This is a genomic window from Mesorhizobium sanjuanii (assembly GCF_002529485.1).
Classification (GTDB): domain Bacteria; phylum Pseudomonadota; class Alphaproteobacteria; order Rhizobiales; family Rhizobiaceae; genus Mesorhizobium; species Mesorhizobium sanjuanii.
This window is the reverse complement of the sequence record NZ_NWQG01000116.1, coordinates 15,950-34,403: the sequence shown is the minus strand read 5'-3', so window position 1 is coordinate 34,403 and position 18,454 is coordinate 15,950. Positions and strand designations below refer to the sequence as shown.

19 protein-coding genes and 1 pseudogene are annotated in these 18,454 nt (G+C 61.3%); 1 reads left to right on the top strand and 19 read right to left on the bottom strand.

Going from position 1 to position 18,454, the window contains the following annotated elements:
- Position 1: 1 nt before the first annotated feature.
- From kdpC to kdpA, 4 genes are read right to left on the bottom strand one after another with little or no spacing between them, the layout of a single operon-like run.
- Positions 2-568, bottom strand: coding sequence for a potassium-transporting ATPase subunit KdpC (gene kdpC, locus CN311_RS18515; RefSeq protein ID WP_097575189.1), 567 nt, complete (start codon positions 566-568; stop codon positions 2-4).
- 12 nt (positions 569-580) lie between these two features.
- Complete coding sequence (gene kdpB / locus CN311_RS18510; RefSeq protein ID WP_097575188.1) at positions 581-2,674, bottom strand: potassium-transporting ATPase subunit KdpB; 2,094 nt, start codon at positions 2,672-2,674, stop codon at positions 581-583.
- The gene (locus CN311_RS18505; protein ID WP_097575187.1) at positions 2,671-2,886 is read right to left on the bottom strand and encodes a hypothetical protein; all 216 of its coding nucleotides are present in this window, start codon (positions 2,884-2,886) and stop codon (positions 2,671-2,673) included. The genes kdpB and CN311_RS18505 overlap by 4 nt, the downstream gene beginning before the upstream one ends.
- 7 nt (positions 2,887-2,893) lie before the next feature.
- Positions 2,894-4,597, bottom strand: coding sequence for a potassium-transporting ATPase subunit KdpA (kdpA, locus tag CN311_RS18500; RefSeq protein ID WP_097575186.1), 1,704 nt, complete (start codon positions 4,595-4,597; stop codon positions 2,894-2,896).
- Here kdpA and CN311_RS33880 point away from each other — a divergent pair.
- The gene (locus CN311_RS33880; RefSeq protein WP_425351083.1) at positions 4,587-4,913 is read left to right on the top strand and encodes a hypothetical protein; all 327 of its coding nucleotides are present in this window, start codon (positions 4,587-4,589) and stop codon (positions 4,911-4,913) included. The two genes, kdpA and CN311_RS33880, sit on opposite strands and share 11 nt — an antisense overlap.
- A gap of 161 nt (positions 4,914-5,074) precedes the next feature.
- Here CN311_RS33880 and CN311_RS18490 read toward each other — a convergent pair whose 3' ends face one another.
- From CN311_RS18490 to CN311_RS18420, 15 genes and pseudogenes are all read right to left on the bottom strand, one after another.
- Entirely contained in the window at positions 5,075-6,565 is a 1,491-nt protein-coding gene (locus CN311_RS18490; protein WP_097575185.1) for a hypothetical protein, read from the bottom strand.
- 69 nt (positions 6,566-6,634) lie between these two features.
- Positions 6,635-7,336 carry a class I SAM-dependent methyltransferase gene (locus CN311_RS18485; protein ID WP_097575184.1) on the bottom strand — a complete coding sequence of 234 codons (702 nt, stop codon included), beginning with the start codon at positions 7,334-7,336 and terminating at the stop codon, positions 6,635-6,637.
- Positions 7,317-8,381, bottom strand: a complete 1,065-nt coding sequence (locus CN311_RS18480) for a glycosyltransferase family 2 protein (RefSeq protein ID WP_208866529.1) — start codon at positions 8,379-8,381, stop codon at positions 7,317-7,319. The genes CN311_RS18485 and CN311_RS18480 overlap by 20 nt, the downstream gene beginning before the upstream one ends.
- 77 nt (positions 8,382-8,458) lie before the next feature.
- The gene (locus tag CN311_RS18475; RefSeq protein ID WP_097575183.1) at positions 8,459-8,638 is read right to left on the bottom strand and encodes a DUF3606 domain-containing protein; all 180 of its coding nucleotides are present in this window, start codon (positions 8,636-8,638) and stop codon (positions 8,459-8,461) included.
- Between the two features lie 147 nt (positions 8,639-8,785).
- Positions 8,786-8,922, bottom strand: a pseudogene (locus CN311_RS33770) (DUF3597 family protein); the annotation flags it as partial.
- A gap of 99 nt (positions 8,923-9,021) precedes the next feature.
- Positions 9,022-9,252, bottom strand: a complete 231-nt coding sequence (locus CN311_RS18470; RefSeq protein ID WP_097575182.1) for a hypothetical protein — start codon at positions 9,250-9,252, stop codon at positions 9,022-9,024.
- Between the two features lie 113 nt (positions 9,253-9,365).
- A complete protein-coding gene (locus CN311_RS18465; RefSeq protein ID WP_097575181.1) occupies positions 9,366-10,151 on the bottom strand; it encodes an NYN domain-containing protein in 786 nt (261 codons plus the stop codon).
- A 306-nt stretch (positions 10,152-10,457) separates the two neighbouring features.
- Entirely contained in the window at positions 10,458-11,561 is a 1,104-nt protein-coding gene (locus CN311_RS18455; protein WP_097575180.1) for a mandelate racemase/muconate lactonizing enzyme family protein, read from the bottom strand.
- A 26-nt stretch (positions 11,562-11,587) separates the two neighbouring features.
- The gene (locus CN311_RS18450) at positions 11,588-12,394 is read right to left on the bottom strand and encodes a hypothetical protein (protein WP_133117214.1); all 807 of its coding nucleotides are present in this window, start codon (positions 12,392-12,394) and stop codon (positions 11,588-11,590) included.
- Positions 12,394-13,638, bottom strand: coding sequence for a CaiB/BaiF CoA transferase family protein (locus CN311_RS18445; protein WP_097575178.1), 1,245 nt, complete (start codon positions 13,636-13,638; stop codon positions 12,394-12,396). Before CN311_RS18445 ends, CN311_RS18450 begins: the two co-directional genes overlap by 1 nt.
- A complete protein-coding gene (locus tag CN311_RS18440) occupies positions 13,625-14,632 on the bottom strand; it encodes a CoA transferase (RefSeq protein ID WP_165779753.1) in 1,008 nt (335 codons plus the stop codon). Before CN311_RS18440 ends, CN311_RS18445 begins: the two co-directional genes overlap by 14 nt.
- Before the next feature lie 8 nt (positions 14,633-14,640).
- Complete coding sequence (locus tag CN311_RS18435; protein ID WP_097575193.1) at positions 14,641-15,642, bottom strand: ABC transporter ATP-binding protein; 1,002 nt, start codon at positions 15,640-15,642, stop codon at positions 14,641-14,643.
- On the bottom strand, positions 15,639-16,613 hold the full coding sequence (locus tag CN311_RS18430; RefSeq protein WP_097575176.1) for an ABC transporter ATP-binding protein: 975 nt from the start codon (positions 16,611-16,613) through the stop codon (positions 15,639-15,641). Before CN311_RS18430 ends, CN311_RS18435 begins: the two co-directional genes overlap by 4 nt.
- Complete coding sequence (locus tag CN311_RS18425; RefSeq protein WP_097575175.1) at positions 16,610-17,518, bottom strand: ABC transporter permease; 909 nt, start codon at positions 17,516-17,518, stop codon at positions 16,610-16,612. The genes CN311_RS18430 and CN311_RS18425 overlap by 4 nt, the downstream gene beginning before the upstream one ends.
- A complete protein-coding gene (locus CN311_RS18420; protein WP_097575174.1) occupies positions 17,515-18,453 on the bottom strand; it encodes an ABC transporter permease in 939 nt (312 codons plus the stop codon). Before CN311_RS18420 ends, CN311_RS18425 begins: the two co-directional genes overlap by 4 nt.
- Position 18,454: the final 1 nt, after the last annotated feature.

Here is an 18,454-nt window from a genome sequence, read left to right as displayed (position 1 = left end):
ACTATTTCGTGGTCTCGTCCAGCGCGAGGTTGAGCGCCAGTACGTTGACGACCTGCTCGCCCATGAAGCCGAGTTCGCGGCTCTCGACGTGGCTCTCGACGAGCGACTTGATCCTTGCTTCATCGACGCCCCTGGCCTTGGCCACCCTGGCGACCTGGAAATAGGCGGCTTCGGGACTGATATGCGGGTCGAGGCCGCTGCCCGAAGTGGTGACCAGGTCCATCGGCACCGGCGCGCCCGGATTTTCAGCCTTCAACTTCCCGGCGTCGGCCTTGATGCGCTCGATCAGCTTGGCATTGGTCGGTCCGAGGTTCGAACCGCCTGACGAGGCGGCGTTGTAGCCGTCACCGGCAGCCGACGGGCGGCCGTGGAAATAGCGGTCGCTGGCGAAAGCCTGGCCGATCAGCTCGGAACCGACGACCTTGCCATCCTTCTCGATCAGGCTGCCGTTGGCCTGGCTGGGAAACAGCGCCTGGGCGATGCCGGTCATGCCGATCGGATAGACGAGGCCCGTCAGCACCGTGAAGAAGACGATCATGACGATCGCGGGTCTGATTTGATTGAGCATGGACGTGGTTCCTTATGCGAGGCCGACGGCGGTGATGATCATGTCGATCAGCTTGATGCCGACGAATGGCACGATGATGCCGCCGAGGCCGTAGATGAGAAGGTTGCGGCTGAGCAGCGCACCGGCGCCGATGGCGCGGTATTTGACGCCCCTAAGCGACAGTGGGATCAACGCGACGATGATCAGAGCGTTGAAGATGATCGCCGACAGGATGGCGCTCTGAGGCGTCGCCAGATGCATGATGTTGAGCGCCTGCAGCGGACCCGATGTCTGCCCCGGCGCGACGTAGAAGACGGCGAAAATGGCCGGGATGATGGCGAAGTACTTGGCCACGTCGTTGGCTATGGAGAAGGTCGTCAGCGAGCCGCGCGTCATCAGCAGCGCCTTGCCGATCTCGACGATCTCGATCAGCTTGGTCGGGTCAGAGTCGAGGTCGACCATGTTGCCCGCCTCGCGCGCGGCGACCGTACCGGTGTTCATGGCGACGCCGACATCGGCCTGGGCAAGGGCGGGTGCATCGTTGATGCCGTCGCCGCACATGGCGACCAGCTTGCCCTTGGCCTGTTCATCGCGGATCAGCTTCAGCTTGTCCTCGGGCGTCGCCTGGGCGAGGAAGTCATCGACGCCGGCTTCGGCCGCGATTGCTGCCGCCGTCATCGGATTGTCGCCGGTGATCATCACCGTGCGGATGCCCATCTTGCGCAGCTCGGCGAAGCGCTCCCTGATGCCGCCCTTGACGATGTCCTTGAGGTGGACGACGCCGAGCAGGCGCCCGTCGCGCTCGACCGCCAATGGCGTGCCGCCGGACTTGGCTATCTCGTCGGCGATCGCCTGCAGATCGCGGACAGCGTCGCTGGCCGGACGCGCGCCGCTGCCGGCTGATATCGACTGGTTGACGTGGGCGAGAACCGAATCGACGGCGCCCTTGCGGATCGACGAGCCGTCGATATCGACGCCGCTCATGCGGGTCTGCGCGGTGAAGGGCACGAAAGTGGCGTGCAGCGTTGCCATGTCTCGGGCGCGGATGCCGTATTTTTCCTTCGCCAGCACGACGATCGAGCGACCCTCGGGCGTTTCGTCGGCGAGCGAGGCGAGCTGCGCCGCGTCGGCCAGTTCCTGTTCGGTGACGCCCTTGACCGGGCGGAACTCCGTGGCCTGGCGGTTGCCGAGCGTGATCGTTCCGGTCTTGTCGAGCAGCAGCGTGTCGACGTCGCCAGCCGCCTCGACGGCGCGGCCAGACATGGCCAGCACGTTGAAACGCACCAGGCGGTCCATGCCGGCGATGCCGATGGCCGAAAGCAGGGCGCCGATCGTGGTCGGGATCAGGGTGACGAACAGCGCGACCAGCACGGTGACCGAGATGTAGCCGCCGGAATAGGCGGCAAAACTCGGGATCGTCGCGGTGGCCAGCACGAAGATCAGCGTCATGCCGACGAGAAGGATGTTGAGCGCTATCTCGTTCGGCGTCTTCTGGCGCGCGGCGCCTTCGACGAGCGAGATCATGCGGTCGAGGAAAGTATGGCCGGAGGCCGCGGTGATGCGCACGCGGATCCAGTCGGACAGCACCTGGGTGCCACCGGTCACCGCCGAACGGTCGCCCCCGGATTCGCGGATGACCGGCGCGGATTCGCCGGTGATCGCCGCCTCGTTGACGGAAGCGACACCTTCGATGACCTCGCCATCCGACGGGATGATGTCGCCTGCCTCGACGAGCACTGCGTCACCGACCTTCAGGGTTGTGCCGGGCACCAGCTTGAACTTGGTGCGGTCGTCGCCAGTCAGAAGCTTGGCCTGCGTCTCGGTGCGCGCCTTGCGCAGCGAGTCGGCCTGTGCCTTGCCGCGGCCCTCGGCCACCGCTTCGGCGAAGTTGGCGAACAGCACGGTGAACCACAGCCAGATGATGATCTGCAGCGTGAAGCCGAAATCGCCACCACCAGTTATGAGGTCCCGGATGAACAGGACCGAGGTGAGCGCCGAGACGATGGCGACGACGAACATCACCGGGTTCTTGATCAGCGTGCGTGGATCGAGTTTCCTGAAGGCGCCGCCGATGGCGGGCCACAGGATGCGGGCATCCATGATAACAGCGGATTTGGACTGGCTCATTTGGTGGCTCCAGTATCAATGTTGTCGGACGGCGCCGATCGATCGGATGCCGAAAAAAGATGCGGCGGCCCGTAGGCCAGCAGCCAGATCACGATCATGACTATCGCAATGCCGAGGAAGGTGGAGATGGTCGGGAAGGGAGGGGGAGTTGCCTCCCCCTCATTGTCGGCGCGGGGCCGGGCCTTGCGACGCATGATATTGAGCCAACTCATGATTGTCTCAGAAGGTCTGCCCGTTGATCATCGCCAGGTGCTCGACGATCGGTCCGATCGCCAGCGCCGGGAAGAAGGTCAGGCCGACGACGATCAGGATGACGCCGACCAGCAGGCCAACGAACAGCGGACCGTTGGTCGGGAAAGTGCCGGCGGAGGCCGGAACCGTCTTCTTCGCCACCAGCGAGCCGGCGATCGCCAGCGCCGGGATGATGACCAGGAAGCGGCCCATCAGCATGCCGATGCCGAGCGTGATGTTGTACCAGGGCGTATTGCCGGTCAGGCCGCCAAAGGCCGAGCCATTGTTCGCTGCTGCCGAGGTGTAGGCATAGAGCACCTCGGAAAAGCCGTGCGGGCCGGCATTGGCCATGGAGGCGACGCCGGTCGGCAGCACCACCGCGATGGCCGTGAAGATCAGCATGGCCAGCGGCAGGCAGAGAATGGCCAGCATCGCCATCTTGACTTCCTTGGCCTCGATCTTCTTGCCGAGATATTCCGGCGTGCGGCCGACCATCAGCCCGGCGACGAAGACGGCGACGATGATGAACATCAGGATGCCGTAGAAGCCGGCTCCGACGCCACCGACGATGACTTCGCCGAGTTGCATGTTGAGGATCGGGATCAGGCCGCCGATCGCGGTGAAGCTGTCATGCATGGCGTTGACGGCGCCGCAGGAGGCGGCCGTGGTGATGACGGCGAACAGCGCCGACAGGGCGATGCCGAAACGGGTCTCCTTGCCTTCCATGTTGCCGCCGTCGATGCCAAGCGCATGAACCAGCGGGTTGCCTGATGCTTCCGCCCAGTAGCAGACGGCGACGCCGGCGATGAACAGCACGCCCATCGCGGCCAGGATCGCCCAGCCCTGGCGCTGGTTGCCGACCATGCGGCCGAAGACGTTGGTGAGCGCAGCGCCAAGGGCAAAGATCGAAACCATCTGGATCAGGTTCGAGATCGCGTCAGGATTTTCGAAGGGGTGTGAGGAATTGGCGTTGAAGAAGCCGCCGCCATTGGTGCCGAGCATCTTGATCGCAAGTTGCGACGCGACAGGACCGACAGCGATGGTCTGTTGCGCGCCTTCGAGCGTCGTCGCGTTGACATAGGGTCCAAGGGTCTGCGGGACGCCAAGCGCGACATAAACGAGGGTCAGCACGATGCAGAGTGGCAAGAGGATGTAGAGGGTGCAGCGGGTCATATCGACCCAGAAATTGCCGATCGATTTCACCGAGGCGCGGGCGAAGCCACGGATCAGCGCGACGGCGATGGCAATGCCGACCGCCGCCGACATGAAGTTCTGCACGGTGAGGCCGGCCATCTGCACGAGATAGGACATCGTGCTTTCGCCGCCGTAATTCTGCCAGTTGGTGTTGGTCGGGAAGCTGACGGCGGTGTTGAAGGCGAGGTTCGGCTCAACCGCGGTCATGCCGGCCGGATTCAGGGGCAGGACTCCCTGCAGCCGCTGAAGGAAATAGAGCACCAGGAAACTGGCCAGGCTGAAGAACATGATGCCTGCCGCGTAGCTGGTCCAGTGCTGCTCCTCGCGCTCGCTGGTGCCCGAGATGCGGTAAAGACCGCGCTCGACCGGGCCGAGAACAGGCGAAAGAAATGTGCGGTCGCCGTTGAAGACGCGATACATGTAGCCGCCGAGCGGCTTCACGAGCAAAACGACGATCCCGCAGTAGACGAGGATCTGTAGCCATCCGTTGAGAGTCATTGATGTAGCTTTCCGTGCCTGGCGCCAGTTGCGGTCAGAAGCGTTCTGGGCGAACGAGGGCGTAAGTCAGGTAGGCGAGAAGGAACAAGGTCACACCGCCACCGAGGATATAGTCGACAAGCATATTGCGATCCCTCCGTTAAAGATTGTCGCAAGCTTTGATGTAGGCGAAGGACAGGGCGAAGAACAAAATCCCTATCCCGATAACGATGATATCCATCGTTGGCGCTCCTTATTTCGGTTTTTATTTCGCTTCGTCTGCGTTCGGCAGGGCGGAAATCACGTGAAAACGCGCGAGCACCGCAACAAGCGGTGACCGAGACGCGTGTTTCCTGATGAAATATGGATCAAAATGCCATAAAGGTTCGAGACGTCGCGGACAGGAAAGAAATAAAATTCCTATAAGGATTTTACTGTCGCGATCTCAACGCCGGCATGGCGTTTCAAGTCATGTGCCGGCAATAAAGCTGTAGAAAATCAAGCGCCCGGCACATAGATCACGGCGTATTTGTCTGAATATGCCCGCTTCCAGCCCAGCTCGTCGAAATAGGGGATGCGGCTGTCGTCAGCCTTCAGCAGCGCCCAGTCGATCGCATATTTCTTGAGCTGTGCCTGAAGGATCGGCTTTCCGCCGCTGCGGCCCATTTCGGCATCTGTCTTCATAAAGCCGTTGAGAAAGAGCTGATCCGTCCGGCCGTCGATGAATGTCTTGATGCCATGGAAGATCAAGGTGCCACCGAAATTATATGAATTCAGGACATTGCCCGACAGATGATGGCTTTCGGCGAATGCAAGCGCGTCCCTGGCGGACGTCTTCTGGCTTGGCTCGGTCCGATAGGCGCTCGTGAGCACGGCGACCGCGCCCACCGCCAAAACGCCGGCGATGCAGCAGATCCGGTAAAACCATCTGGCGAAAAACCGTTCCAGCCCGTCGCGCTTGTCCGCCATCCATTTCGCCAGGGAAAGCCCGGGATATTGTTCCGCCAACTCGGCTGCAATCGCGATCGGCACCAGCAGGAAGAACAGATACATGAAGCGCAAATGGGTGAGATAGACATGCAAGGCAAAGATGATGAACAGCGCCTTGGCCCAGCCGATGCGCAGTCGCGACACAAGCAGCGCGAAAACGAACAGCAGGATGCCGACTTCCTGGAGCGGTTGATCCGAGGCGTCGAAGGGTCGCCACTCGACAATCAGGGGAACCGCCTCATTGCCGTAGGCTACCGTGAACGTCGCGAGGATGGCCTTGACGCCATATGGATTGATCAGGCTGACCAGTGGGCAAAGCAGACCGAAAGCAATCCATTTGGCAAGGAGCATGGGGTTGGACAGGCGGGTTCGCGCAAGAAGATCGAGGCCGGCGAAAGCCGCAATGACGAAGCCCACAGTAAAGGTGGCGTGGAGATTGGCCCATAGCACGAGCAGGGCAAGCAGCCACAGAGGCGGTGCTTGCTCATTGCGCGCCGCTCGGAAAAGCGTCGCCGTCCAGATCACGATAATGGGAAAGGTGAAGATGTGGGGACGTGCGGTGTAGATGGGCGAAATCATGGCCGCCGTGAGCAGGGCCAGCCCGACTGCCGCCGTCGGTCTCAGCCAGGCGCTGAGATGCCATGACAGCAGCGAGATCGTAAGCGCAATGGTGGCGATGATCAGCACCGCCACGCCGTTCCAGCCGCCTGCCGTGTAGGCGAGCGCGAGGAGAACCTGCCCAAGCCATTCCTTGGCGATCCACGGCTGGCCGGCGAAGGTATGAGAATAGCTGTCGACCAGCGGGAAGGTACCGCTTGCCAGCAGGTCGAGCCCCACCCTGACCTGCCACCAACTGTCGGGATCCTGCAGGATGGCCGTGGCGTGTGCGGAAAGCGCGAATCCCACGAGAGGCGCGACCAGCAGGCAGAACATCAGCCTGGCCCGCTGGGCGTCGTTGACCGGCGATACCGCCGCCATGGTCGCCTGAACCGCGTTCATATCATGTCTCCAGGCCGCTTTGCGGCAGATTGATCAGAGGTTTCGGCGCGTCGTTCATCCGAGGGCAGGTCAGACGGCAGTCTTGACCGCATGCACGAAATATTGCGCCCCCACAGGTATCCCGGTCAGGTAACGTTCCAGGGGCCGCAATCTTGCGAGCAGGCGCGGGAAGAAAACCCGGTAGACGATGTCGGGACTGGAGAAGCCCGCCGCCTTCATTCGCCGGCGCATGTCGCGGCCATTGATCAGCACCGCGTTCTCGTCGAAAGCACAGTTTCGCACCGCGTGCGTCGTCAACGGATTCCAGGGATTATGCTCGAACAGAAAGAAGCTGCCGCCAGCGGCCAGCACGCGCTCGATCTCCTTGATGAGGCCGACATGGAGATCTTCGGGGATGTGATGAAACACGCAAGCCGCGAAGGCGAGATCGAAACTGCCGTCTTCATAAGGGATCGTTTCGCCATCGAAAGGCCTGAAATCGGCCTGGCCGGGGAAGCGCTTGCTGGCGATATCGAGCGACTGCGAGGATGGGTCGAGCAAGGTGATCTCGCTGTCGGGAAATGCCGCGCGCATGGGTCCGAGCGAATTGCCGACGCCGGCGCCGAAGTCGAGTATCCGCCGTGGTTTCACACCAGAGCGAGCGAGCCGTGCCGCAACGTCATCGATCTTGTACTGCGCAAAGAAATCCGGCGTTTCGCCGCTCAGCCTTATGCTGGCGGCGTGTTGCTGCTGATATTCCTGCGCGAACTGGTCAAACTCGGCCTGAAGCACGCGCGGCTCCTTTCCTCATTTCCCGGGCCAGCTCTTGAAGACGATGGACGGGCAGCTCCGCGGCGGCGGTATCGTGGGCTGCGATCTCGTTGACGAGATAGAGAGGCCGCCGCTTGGTCTCCATGTACATGCGCCCGAGATATTCCCCGAAAATCCCGAGGACCAGGAGCTGGACGCTGCCGAGGATCAGGACGATCGCGGCCAGACTGGTCCAGCCGGGCAGGACGCTGCCGGCAAACCATGAGAAGAGCGTGTAGCCGAGCGCGGCAAGCCCGAGCAAACCGAAGATCATGCCGAGATGCGAGGCAAACCGCAGTGGCACGATGGAGAAGCTGGTCATCGCATCCATTGCCAGAAGCACCATCTTCTTCAATGGATAGTGCGTGGTGCCAGCGAAACGCTCATGCCTATCATAGGGAAAGGCCACCTGTTTCAGGCCAATCCAACTCACCATGCCGCGAATGAAACGATAGCGCTCCGGCATCGCATTGAGATAATCGAGCGCTCGCCGACTCATCAGGCGGAAGTCCCCGGAATCGAGCGCCATGTCGACGTCGACCATCTTGCGCAGCAAGCGGTAGAACAATGCGGCGGTGCCGCGCTTGAACCAGCTTTCGCCCTGGCGCTTCAGCCGCTGGCCGTAGACGACGTCGAAGCCCTCATCCATTTTCGCCATCATCGCTTCGAGCAATTCCGGCGGGTCCTGGAGATCGGCATCGAGGATGAGAATGCGCTGGCCGCGGCAAAACTCCAGCCCGGCGCTGAGCGCGATCTGATGGCCGTAATTGCGGGCAAGGTCTATGCCGACGACGTGGCTGTCCTGTGTGGCGAGCTCGAAAATGGCCTCGCGGGTGCCGTCTGTTGCTCCGTCGATGACCAGGACGATCTCGTAGGAGTGCCCGGCCTGTGCCTGGCAAACGTCTGTTACGCGCCGGTAGAGTTCGGCGACGCCGCCGATTTCATTATAGCACGGCACGACGACGGACAGCGCAATGGCATGTCGCGCGGCGATCTTGTCTGTGTGCACCAAAGCCCAACTCCCCATGTCAGAACGGGGAATAGGCCGAATTTGTTAGAAAACCGATAAAAGCGTCCCAGGATTCATGGCTATTCAGACCGCCATCAAGATCCCTTGATGCTTTCGGCTATTTCCTCCAGCACCTTGCGGTCGCTGCCGTGGCGCCTGATCAAGGTCCGAGCCTGGTCGAGTGTAATGCCGGCTTCCTCGGCGAAATGCCGCACGTCGTCGTCGACTATCTCTGACCGGTCGCTTGTATCGGTCCTGGTCTTGTCCTCTGCCATGGCGGCTCGCCTCGTTTCGACCGAGGGAATACCGGCAAAGATTTCGTCGAGTTCCCCTGGGATGAAACCATCCCGGTGGAGCGGGATGGATCGTTGTTTCAGCTTGACCCCAAGTCCGAACCCCGGGGGTTAGGGGGGCAGGCCGGATTAGGCCGCCGGGTCGCTCGGAATCTTGCCGCCGTTCTCGGCCAGATTCCGCATCAGGGCGCCATGCAGCCACAGATTCATGGTGGCGGATCGTTCATGTCACCGGTGGAGTTCAGATCGCGAGCGAGCTCCTTGCGAGCGCTGCCGATGGAAGGCGCAACGGCGATGCTTGTCGTAGTCGCAAACCGCTGCGGACCCTCGGGTCAAGCCGAGGGCATGGTTTTGTGCGACATGCGTTAGCGTGCCCGATGGTCGAACACGACACCCATGGTCTTACCAATTGCCGTCATCACGACAAGCTCGACCAGGTCGTCGTCGCTGTCCTGGCAAGCCGGGCTCATCCGACGGATGGCGTCCAGCGCTGCCCTGGTCGATATGGTGTCGCCAGCGCGGAATCTTGAAAGCGTAGACGAAACAAGTTCCTGTGCCGTCAGGTCGATGACAGGCACACTCAGCGCTGCGTTCATTGGCTTCTCCCGCCATGAACCCTCTCCCACAGGAATGATACGCCGAACAGCGGTTTGCGCCAGCGAAATAGTGGTCCGACCAGAGACCAAACGTAGGTGAAAGGGCCTTCGGTTCAGGGCAAGTCAGATAGATCCTTGCGGCGGCGTCGGCCAGGCTTGTCTTTCGTTCGCATCTCTTGGGCCGGTTTGATGCGGATGCGCATGGTTCCACCCTCGGGATGGACAATCTCAAAGGCGTTGGTCTTGCGGACGAGGTCGCTCAGCTTGCGAAAGCCGAAGGTTCTGGGATCGAAGTCCGACGCCAGATTGGCGAGTTGGTTGCCGACAGTGCCGAGCGGCACCCACCCGTCCTCGGTTTCCATCTGTGAAATGACCTTGGCGATGATCGGCGTCGCGGCGCTTGGCGGCTGTAACGATTTCGCCGGCACCGCATCCTGAGTGTTGGCTGGCGCAGTCGGGAGCAGGTTCTCTGTGTATACGAACCGGCGGCACGCCTGCCGGAAACTCTCCGGCGTTTTCTGCTCGCCAAATCCATACACGTCGATCCCCTGTTCCCTGATGCGAGCGGCAAGGCGGGTGAAATCGCTGTCGGACGACACCAGGCAGAAGCCTTCGAACCGCCCACTGTGGAGAAGGTCCATCGCGTCGATCACAAGCGTGATGTCGGACGCGTTCTTGCCGGTGGTATAGGCGAATTGCTGCTGCGGGATGATCGCGTGTTTCGACAGAACATCGGCCCAGGCCTTCGAACGGGTGCTGGAGAAGTCGCCGTAGATACGACGAACGCTTGCCTCACCGATCTTGGCGATTTCCTCGAACAGCCCGTCGACAATCCTAGCCGAAGCGTTATCCGCGTCGATCAGCACCGCAAGCCGTGGAGAACGTGGTTCAGCTGGCAAGGTAGCCCCCTATTTTTGGCGTCGCACCAATGACATATGGCGCAGCGACAACATTCGAAACCTTTTTATCGAGATTTCCGAGCCAAGCCTTGCATCGATGGCGGTTCGAGGTCCGGATTCTTCGCCGCGGCCAGTGTCGCAACCACCTCCAGGAAATGCTTGCCGCTGGCGAACAAGGCCGCTCGCACCAGGCGGCCGCCATCGGCAAGGACGGCGGCGGCGGGGCAACCGGACGGTAGGCGACGCCAGGCCGCGCCACTCTGGCGATGCCCGTGATTGTCGCACCTTAATTGGAGCCGAAGGCGGCTAGTCGCGCTCGGTCACCGCGTAGGTTGTCGCCTGAAGAAAAGTTGGGTTCACCTCGATACCCCAACCCGGGGCATTCGTAACCTCTACTTTTCCGTCGACAACATCGTATGGCCGCTCGACAAATAGCTCATCAGCCCATTGCTGGCTGTAAGGCCCCTCGATCGAGTATTCGAGATATTTTCCGGCGTTGGGGAGAGCGCGCAAAAGATGCATGGAGCACAAGGTCACCAGGCCATGGTTGGCCGAATGGGGCGTGCAGGGCAGGCCGGCGTCGGCCGCCATGCGGGCAACCTGGAGCGTGCGCGAGAGTCCTCCTAAATAGAGGATATCGGGCTGTACGACATCGACGGACCGCATCCCGATGATCGTCTTCCAGGCGGAGATCTCGCAATCCTGCTCGCCGCCTGTCACGTCGATCGACAATGCGTCAGTGACCCGTTTCGTCCAGGCGTATTCCCAGTAGGGGCAGGGCTCTTCAAAGTGCGTGATGCCATTGTCTTCCAGCATTCGCCCGACTTCGATGGCGCGTTCAGGACTGAAGCCGGAATTGCCGTCTACAAGCTTCGAAACGCCATCGCCGAGCGCCTTGGAAACATAGGGAACGATGGCTTCGGTTCGATCTGGCCATTGGTCGACGTCGCGGCCGCACTCCTTTCCCACGCGCCACTTGAAAGCGGTGAAGCCCTTCTCGTCGCGCAACCGGCAAAGTCGGTCAGCTTCCTCCTCCGGAGTGATGTCGCGACGCATCGAACTGGCGTAGGCGCGTAGTGGCCCGGGGCTGCCGCCGATGAGCGAAGTCACGGGCTTGCCCTCGATTTTTCCCCTGAGATCCCACAATGCGGTGTCCAGGCCTGCCGTTGCACGGCGCAGGTAGGTCCCAGGAAACTTGCACTCCCGTTCACCGATCAGTTCGATGGTGTCGCCAAAATCCAGAGCGTTGGTACCGAGTGCATGTGGGGCGACCTGTCGATGCAATACCTCGCAAGTGATATCCGCATTGTAGGTTGAGACCTGGCCCCAGCCCTTCTCGCCACTATCGGTGGTAACGCGTACGAAGCCGATCAGACGGTTGGTGAATGTCTCTATTTTTTCAATCTTCACAGATCTCTCCGACCGACTCGCATGTTTCAGTTCATGGCGTAAAGGTTCTGCCGGATGTGCCGGGCCACTGGCCTTCCGCCCGCCAGAAGCCATTCTTCAGTTTCGAAATAGTGTTTGCCCTTGCCTTCCCATGCACGGACGATGCGGGATGAGGTGCGGTAGCGATCGCCCATGGGAGCCGGAACCAGATGCTGGACCTCCACTCCGGCGAAGATCACCGGCATCGGCAGGATAAGGTTGGCCAAAGCATCGCCCATCGTCTTGCGAATGAGGCAGCCAGAATGAATCAGCCCGCGATCGACGAATATGGTCTCAGTTTCATGAAAGTCGGTCAGCGACTCCACGACGGTTTCACGGTCGAGAGGAGTCTCGGAGCTGCCAAGGTTCAAACCCTGCGTTACGACACCGGGGTTGATGGTCACCTTGGGGTCGAGGGTAGGGAGGATCGGAAGGTCCGAAGGCGGGGCTGGCGAACGGTCCGCCAATCCTATGAAGCCGTCCAGAACAACTTCGTGCGTCTGTGGATTGGTGACCGTTACGGTTGCGCTAATTCCCACTTCGTCGCGCAAGAGAGGACCGCGCTCCACCACCAGCGGGTCCCCGTCATAAACGGGTCGGCGAAACCGAACCCGCGCGCGCCCGCGGCCAAGCCAATCCTCGCCCCAACCGATTACGGCGAGACGGGTCGCGTGGCCATAGACGAACACTCCGGGCAACAGCGCTGCGCGGAAACCCATGGCGCGGGCGGTAGAGTCTTCGTGGCTCGTTCCCCTGTATTTGGGGCGAGGATCGAGAACCGCAGTCAGTTCAAGACAAGTCGGCAGATCGCTCATCATACGCCTGGGGCAGGGACGGTAGCCATGGCGCCACTGGCCAGAATCGCGGTTATCTCGGCCTCCGGCAAAGCCAGAATTTCGCGCAGCACATATTCATTCCCCTCGCCGTAGCTTGGCGCGGCCGTGCGCGCTGATCCTTGAGCGATCTCGGAGTGAAGTGGCAGTCCGGGATGGCGATGGCGCCCCGCAACAGGGTGATCGAGTTCGGTGAAGAACCGGCGCTCTTCCAGGTATGGCGAGTTGACCAAGTCGCGCGCTGTTTCGACAGCCGAGGCCGCAATGCCGGCAGCCTGCAATCTGGCAGCGAGCGCATGACGATCCTGGTCGAATGTCCAGCCCGCGATCAGCCTGTCCAGGTCCGCCTCATTGGCCTTGCGCGCGCCAAGACTGCTGAAGCGCACATCTCGCGCCAATGCGTCGCCGCCGATCATCCGTGCGAGCTTCGCCCACTGATCGTCGCTGGCGACGGCCATGGCGACCCAACTGTCATCTCCGGCCGCTGGATAGGCGTTGTGGGGCGCAACGTCGGGGAGGTGATTGCCATCTGGCACGACATCGACGCCAGCGATGAGTTCCGGGCCGATGAACTGCATCGCTGCCTCAACCTGGGCCAGTTCAATATGTTGTCCAAGGCCTGTCCGGTCACGGTGATGCAACGCCGTTAGAATTGCCGCCGCCGCATTGAAGCCGCCGATTGGATCCATGTAGGACGGCCCGGTGACCGTAGGGCCGCCGCCGGGATAGGAGATCATTGCCGACATGCCGGTTGCCATCTCCATCGTAGGTCCAAGGGCCGCATAACCGGCTTCCGGACCGGCCAGCCCATAGGCCGGCATTTCGACAACGATGATATCGGGCTGCTCTCGAGACAGCTTCTCGTAACCCAGGCCCAGCCGCTCGAGCAGCCCTGGCCTAAAATTGCAGATCAGCACGTCAGACATGGCGACGAGCCGCCGAACCACTGAGAATCCCAACGGGTTCTTGAGGTCCACAACGAGTGAGCGCTTGTTTACATTCTGCGAATTGAACGTGAAGCACCGGTCCCAGGGACGCTCGCCGGGATCAAGATCCGGATAGGTCAATGGGTTTGGTTTGTCGCGATTCGATCTCCAGGTGTTGGTCCGGTTCGGGCTTTCGATATGGAACGACTCCGCCCCGTACCAGGTCAGGATCCGGCCAGCCATCGGGCCGGCCCAGGCCGTGGTCAGTTCAACGATGCGGGTACCCTCAAGCGGTAGCATCCGCGCTCCCGCATACCTGGATTGCTGGTGTCAGGCTCATTCGAAAGGGCGGCGCGGGGACTACGAACTCGTCGCCTTCGATCTTCAATCGACGCCAGAAGCCGCGATTTTGGAGGTGACGGCTGCCACGCAATTCCGAGATTCGATAGGCACGGGCGGCGATGATGTTGATCGCCTGCAGCTCTGCGACGAAATCATCAGGATCGCGATCGCGCACCTCTTCCTGCACAAGAGCAAAGAAGGCTGGCCAGTTTCTTGAACGCCGCTGCGCGTCGGCGAAGCGTGCGTCAGTCAGGCATGTCTCAAGCCGCAGGAATTTGCATAACGCCGCGAAGCGGTTGGAATAGACCCAGAGGCAGACCCAGGAGCCGCGGCACAAAACCTCACCCGCTGGAATGTCCTGATCGCCTCGCCGACGATCGGTCCCGTTATAGATCGCCTGCAGCACGTAGGGGAAACACATGGCTGCAGCTGTTTCGGCAGCATCGATTCTGATGATGTCGCCTTGCTTGATCTTTGCTCGAACTCGCAGGGACGCAAGGATCTGGACGTAAGCCGCCTGGCCAGCCGCATAAGATGCTCTGTTGCCGGTTCCGTAGAGTGGTTCTCGACCTCGGATTCCGTTTGAGATCATCATGCCCGACGAGGCCTGGAGCACGATTTCAGGGGCGCGCCAGCCCGCCTTGGGACCATCGTCGCCGAACCCCGTAATGCGGACCACGACCGCGGCGGGAAGCTCGGTCCGGGTTGTCTGCGGATTTTCGTCCGGCGCGCAGAGTACGATGTCCGGCGTCGCTGCCGGCAGGCCGCGTCGCTTGCCGAGATTGAGATGCAGGTCGAGCGGCGTCCGCGTCCGTCCGCTGCCGCCCGACGCGATGTCGGGTTCAGCCTCCGGGACCTCCAGCCAGACGTCTGCACCATAGTCCGCCAGCAGCTTGCCGCAGAATTGGCCTGCGATCGTCCCTGATCGGTCAAGAACGACAAGATCCTCCAACGCTCCTCTCATGCCACCGCCCGCCTGTGCGAGATGGGGCGAGGGGCGGCGAAATGGCAGGCCACGGTGCGGTGCGGTTCGACTTCCCGAAGCGACGGCCGCTCATCCCGGCAGATATCGGCGGCGAGCGGACAACGAGTGCGGAACGCGCAGCCGGAAGGCACGTTCGAGGGGCTGGGAACATCACCCTTCAAGATGATCCGGTCGCGCGTGGCGGTGGGGTCCGGTTGCGGCGCGGCGGAAAGCAGCGCCTCGGTATAAGGGTGGTGCGGAGCCGCATAAATCTGCTCCTTCGTTCCCATCTCGACGATGCGCCCGAGGTACATCACCGCGACACGATCGGCGATGTGGCGCACAACCGCGAGGTCGTGCGCGATGAACAGAAAGGAGAAGCCCTTCTTCTCTTGCAGGTCCTGCATCAAGTTTATGATCTGCGCCTGGATGGACACGTCGAGCGCGGAAACAGGCTCGTCGGCGACGATGAACATCGGATCGACCGAGATCGCTCTTGCAATGCCGATCCTCTGCCGCTGGCCGCCTGAGAACTGCCGAGGCTTGCGATCCATATAGCTCGAAGGAAGGCCCACCAGCGTCAGCAACTCGGCAACTTTTTCGCGTCTTTCCTTGCGCGACTTGGTCAGGCCGAAGCTGTCCATCGGCTCGGCGATAATGTCGACGACCTTGCGGCGCGGTGAGAGCGAACCGAACGGGTCCTGGAAAACCATCTGCATCTTTCGGCGCAACTGCCGCATTTCGGATTTCGTCGTTTTGTTAAGATCCTTGCCTTCGAATATGACTTTGCCTTCCGACGGCTCGATCAACTGGAGCAGCAGCCGGCCAAGCGTGGATTTTCCACAACCGGATTCGCCCACGATCGCCAGTGCTTCGCCGCGCAGGATCTGAAAGCTGACCTGGTCCACCGCCCGAACAGGTGGACGTCTTGGACCCAGCCGGAGCGACGGGTCCGAAAAGGTTTTGCCAAGGCCCTGGATGTCGATCAACACGCTCATGCGGCCGCCTCGGCGGTCGCCCAACAGGCCACCCGATGGCCAGGGTCATATGTGCGCAGGGGTGGCATCTCGACGGCGCAGCGCTCCATGCGCACCGAACAGCGCGGCCGAAAGGGGCAACCGGCTTTGATGGTACCTGCTGGCGGCACGGAGCCCGGGATTTGATAGAGGCGCTTTCGGGTATCGTTCAGGGTCGGCACGGACCTGAGCAGACCCTGGGTGTAGGGATGACGTGCGTTGGAAAATAGCGAGCGCGCATCCGCGTCTTCCAGGATGCGCCCGGCATACATCACAACGACGCGCTCGCAGATCTCAGCCACAACGCCCAGATCGTGGGTGATCAGAAGAATGGACGAATTGAAACGTGCGCGGATGTCCAGCATCATCGCCAGCACTTGCGCCTGGATCGTAACGTCCAGTGCGGTGGTCGGTTCGTCCGCGATCAGCAGCTTTGGGTTGCAGGCCATTGCGATGGCGGCCATCACCCGCTGACGCATGCCGCCAGAGAATTGGTCCGGATAGGCGCTCAGACGGTTCTCCGGATCCGGCATGCCGACAAGCCGCAGTAGCGCGAGAACCCGCTTGCGGCGCTCTGGGGCGGGTATGTCCTCGTGCAGCCGGATGGCCTCGTCGATCTGGTCCCCAATGGTCATCAGCGGATTGAGCGACGACATCGGCTCCTGGAAGATCATGCCGATCTCTTTGCCGCGGATCGCCGGCATCTCACGTTTCGGCAGTTTCAAGAGATCGCGGCCCTCGAATATGATCTGGCCGGAAACTCGCGCCCCTTCCGGGACGAGCCTGAGCACAGAAAGCGCGGTCATCGACTTACCCGAGCCGCTTTCGCCGACTATCCCCACCGTCTCGCCCAAACTTACCGCAAATGAAATGTTGTCCACCACGCGCAAAGGCTGGCTTCCGGAGCCGAACTCGATCGTGAGATCCTTGATATCGAGAAGCGCTTCGCTCAACGGGCAGTCTCCGGGTCCAGAACATCGCGCACCGAGTCGCCAAGAATGCTGATCGCCAGCACGACGATCGTAATCGCCAAGCCGCCCGCCACGATCGGCCATTGGGTCGCGAACATGTTGGAGAGGCCGTCACGGATGATATTGCCCCACGATGGGTTGGGCGGCTGCGTGCCGATGCCGAGAAAGGAAAGCGTGGCTTCGATCCGGATCGAACTCGCCGACCACAGCGTCATCAGCACCACGATCGGCGCGGCGATATTCGGCACGATATGGCGGAAGATGATGAGGGGCGTCGAAACGCCGGCGGCTACGGCGGCCTCGACATAAGGCTCCTGCTTGACGGCGAGTGTGGAGGCCCGCGCGACGCGGGCGAAGCCAGGGGTAAAGGCTACGGTCAGCACGACAACGATGTTCCAAAAGCTGCCACCCAGCGCGGCGGCGATAAGGATTGCGAGCAAAAGTTCCGGGAAGGCCATGAGCATGTCGACAATGCGGCTGATCAAGCGGTCCACGATGCCGCCAAAATAGCCGGCCGACACGCCCAATATGGTGCCGAAGAAGGCAGCAAATACCGGCGAGAGCAATCCGAAGATCAGCGAATTGCGCGATCCGTGGATCATCCGGCTCAGCACGTCTCGACCGAACTGGTCGGTACCCAACCAGTGATCCCACGACGGATGCTTGTTGATCTGGAGGATTGATTGTCTCACCGGATCGTAGGGCGCGATCCACGGCGCGAGGATCGCCACGACAACAAACACGACCACGACAAAGAAGGCGACCTGGGTCGAGATTCTGCCGAAGATAACCTGCCGGACGACATCGCCGAGGCCGCGCTCGTCGGCCAGCGCCTCGCGGGAGATGAGATCGTCGACGGGGAAGTCGCTCAGCCTGGCGTCGGTCATGACTTCATCCGGATGCGAGGATCCGCGATCAGGTAAACGATGTCCATGGCGAGATTGACCAGGATGACGAAGAAGGCGAACATCATCACCCCGGCCTGGATGACCGGATAATCGCGTTCCTGAATGGCATTGATCAGCAGCCGGCCAATACCGGGGCGGTTGAACACCAGTTCGATGGCGACCGATCCCGACAGGGTTGCAAGAATCGAAATGCCGATGCCTGTCGAAAGCGGCAGCATGGCATTGCGCAGCGCGTGGCGGTAGATGACCCTGCTTTCGCGCGCGCCCTTGGCGCGGGCGGTGCGGACATAGTCACGGCCGAGCACCTCCAGCAACGACGTGCGTGTGAGCCGCCCGAGGAATGCGGATTTCAACATGGCCAGGGTCAAGGCCGGCAGGAAGATGTGGTGCAGTCCGTCCCAGAATCCGCTGCCTTCGCCATTGATGGGAAACCAGCCCAAATTCAGTGAAAATACGATCAGCAACACGGCGGCCAGATAGAAGTCCGGGATCGCATAGCCGATCAACGAATAGATGCGCAGGGCGCTGTCGGGCAGCTTGTTGCGCTGCGTAGCCGCGTAAACACCGAACGGAATGCCCATCACGAGACCCAGCACCACCGATGCAATTGTCAGGTAGATCGTGTGGGGGAGGTTGTTGGCGATCAAGGTGCCGATCGGCACGTCCGACATCAGGGAATGGCCGAAATCGAAGCGGACGGCGTTGCTGAGGAATGTCACATATTGGAGCCCCAGCGGTTCATTGAGGCCCATTTTTTCGCGAAATGCTTCCAGTTGTCCTCCGTCGGCATTCGGACCCAGCGCCACAAGCGCAGGGTCGCCTGGCAAAATGCGCATGGCGATGAACACCATTGTCAGCACCAGAAACACGGTCGGTACCATGTCCAGAAGTCGGAAGAAGAGATATCTCGCCATG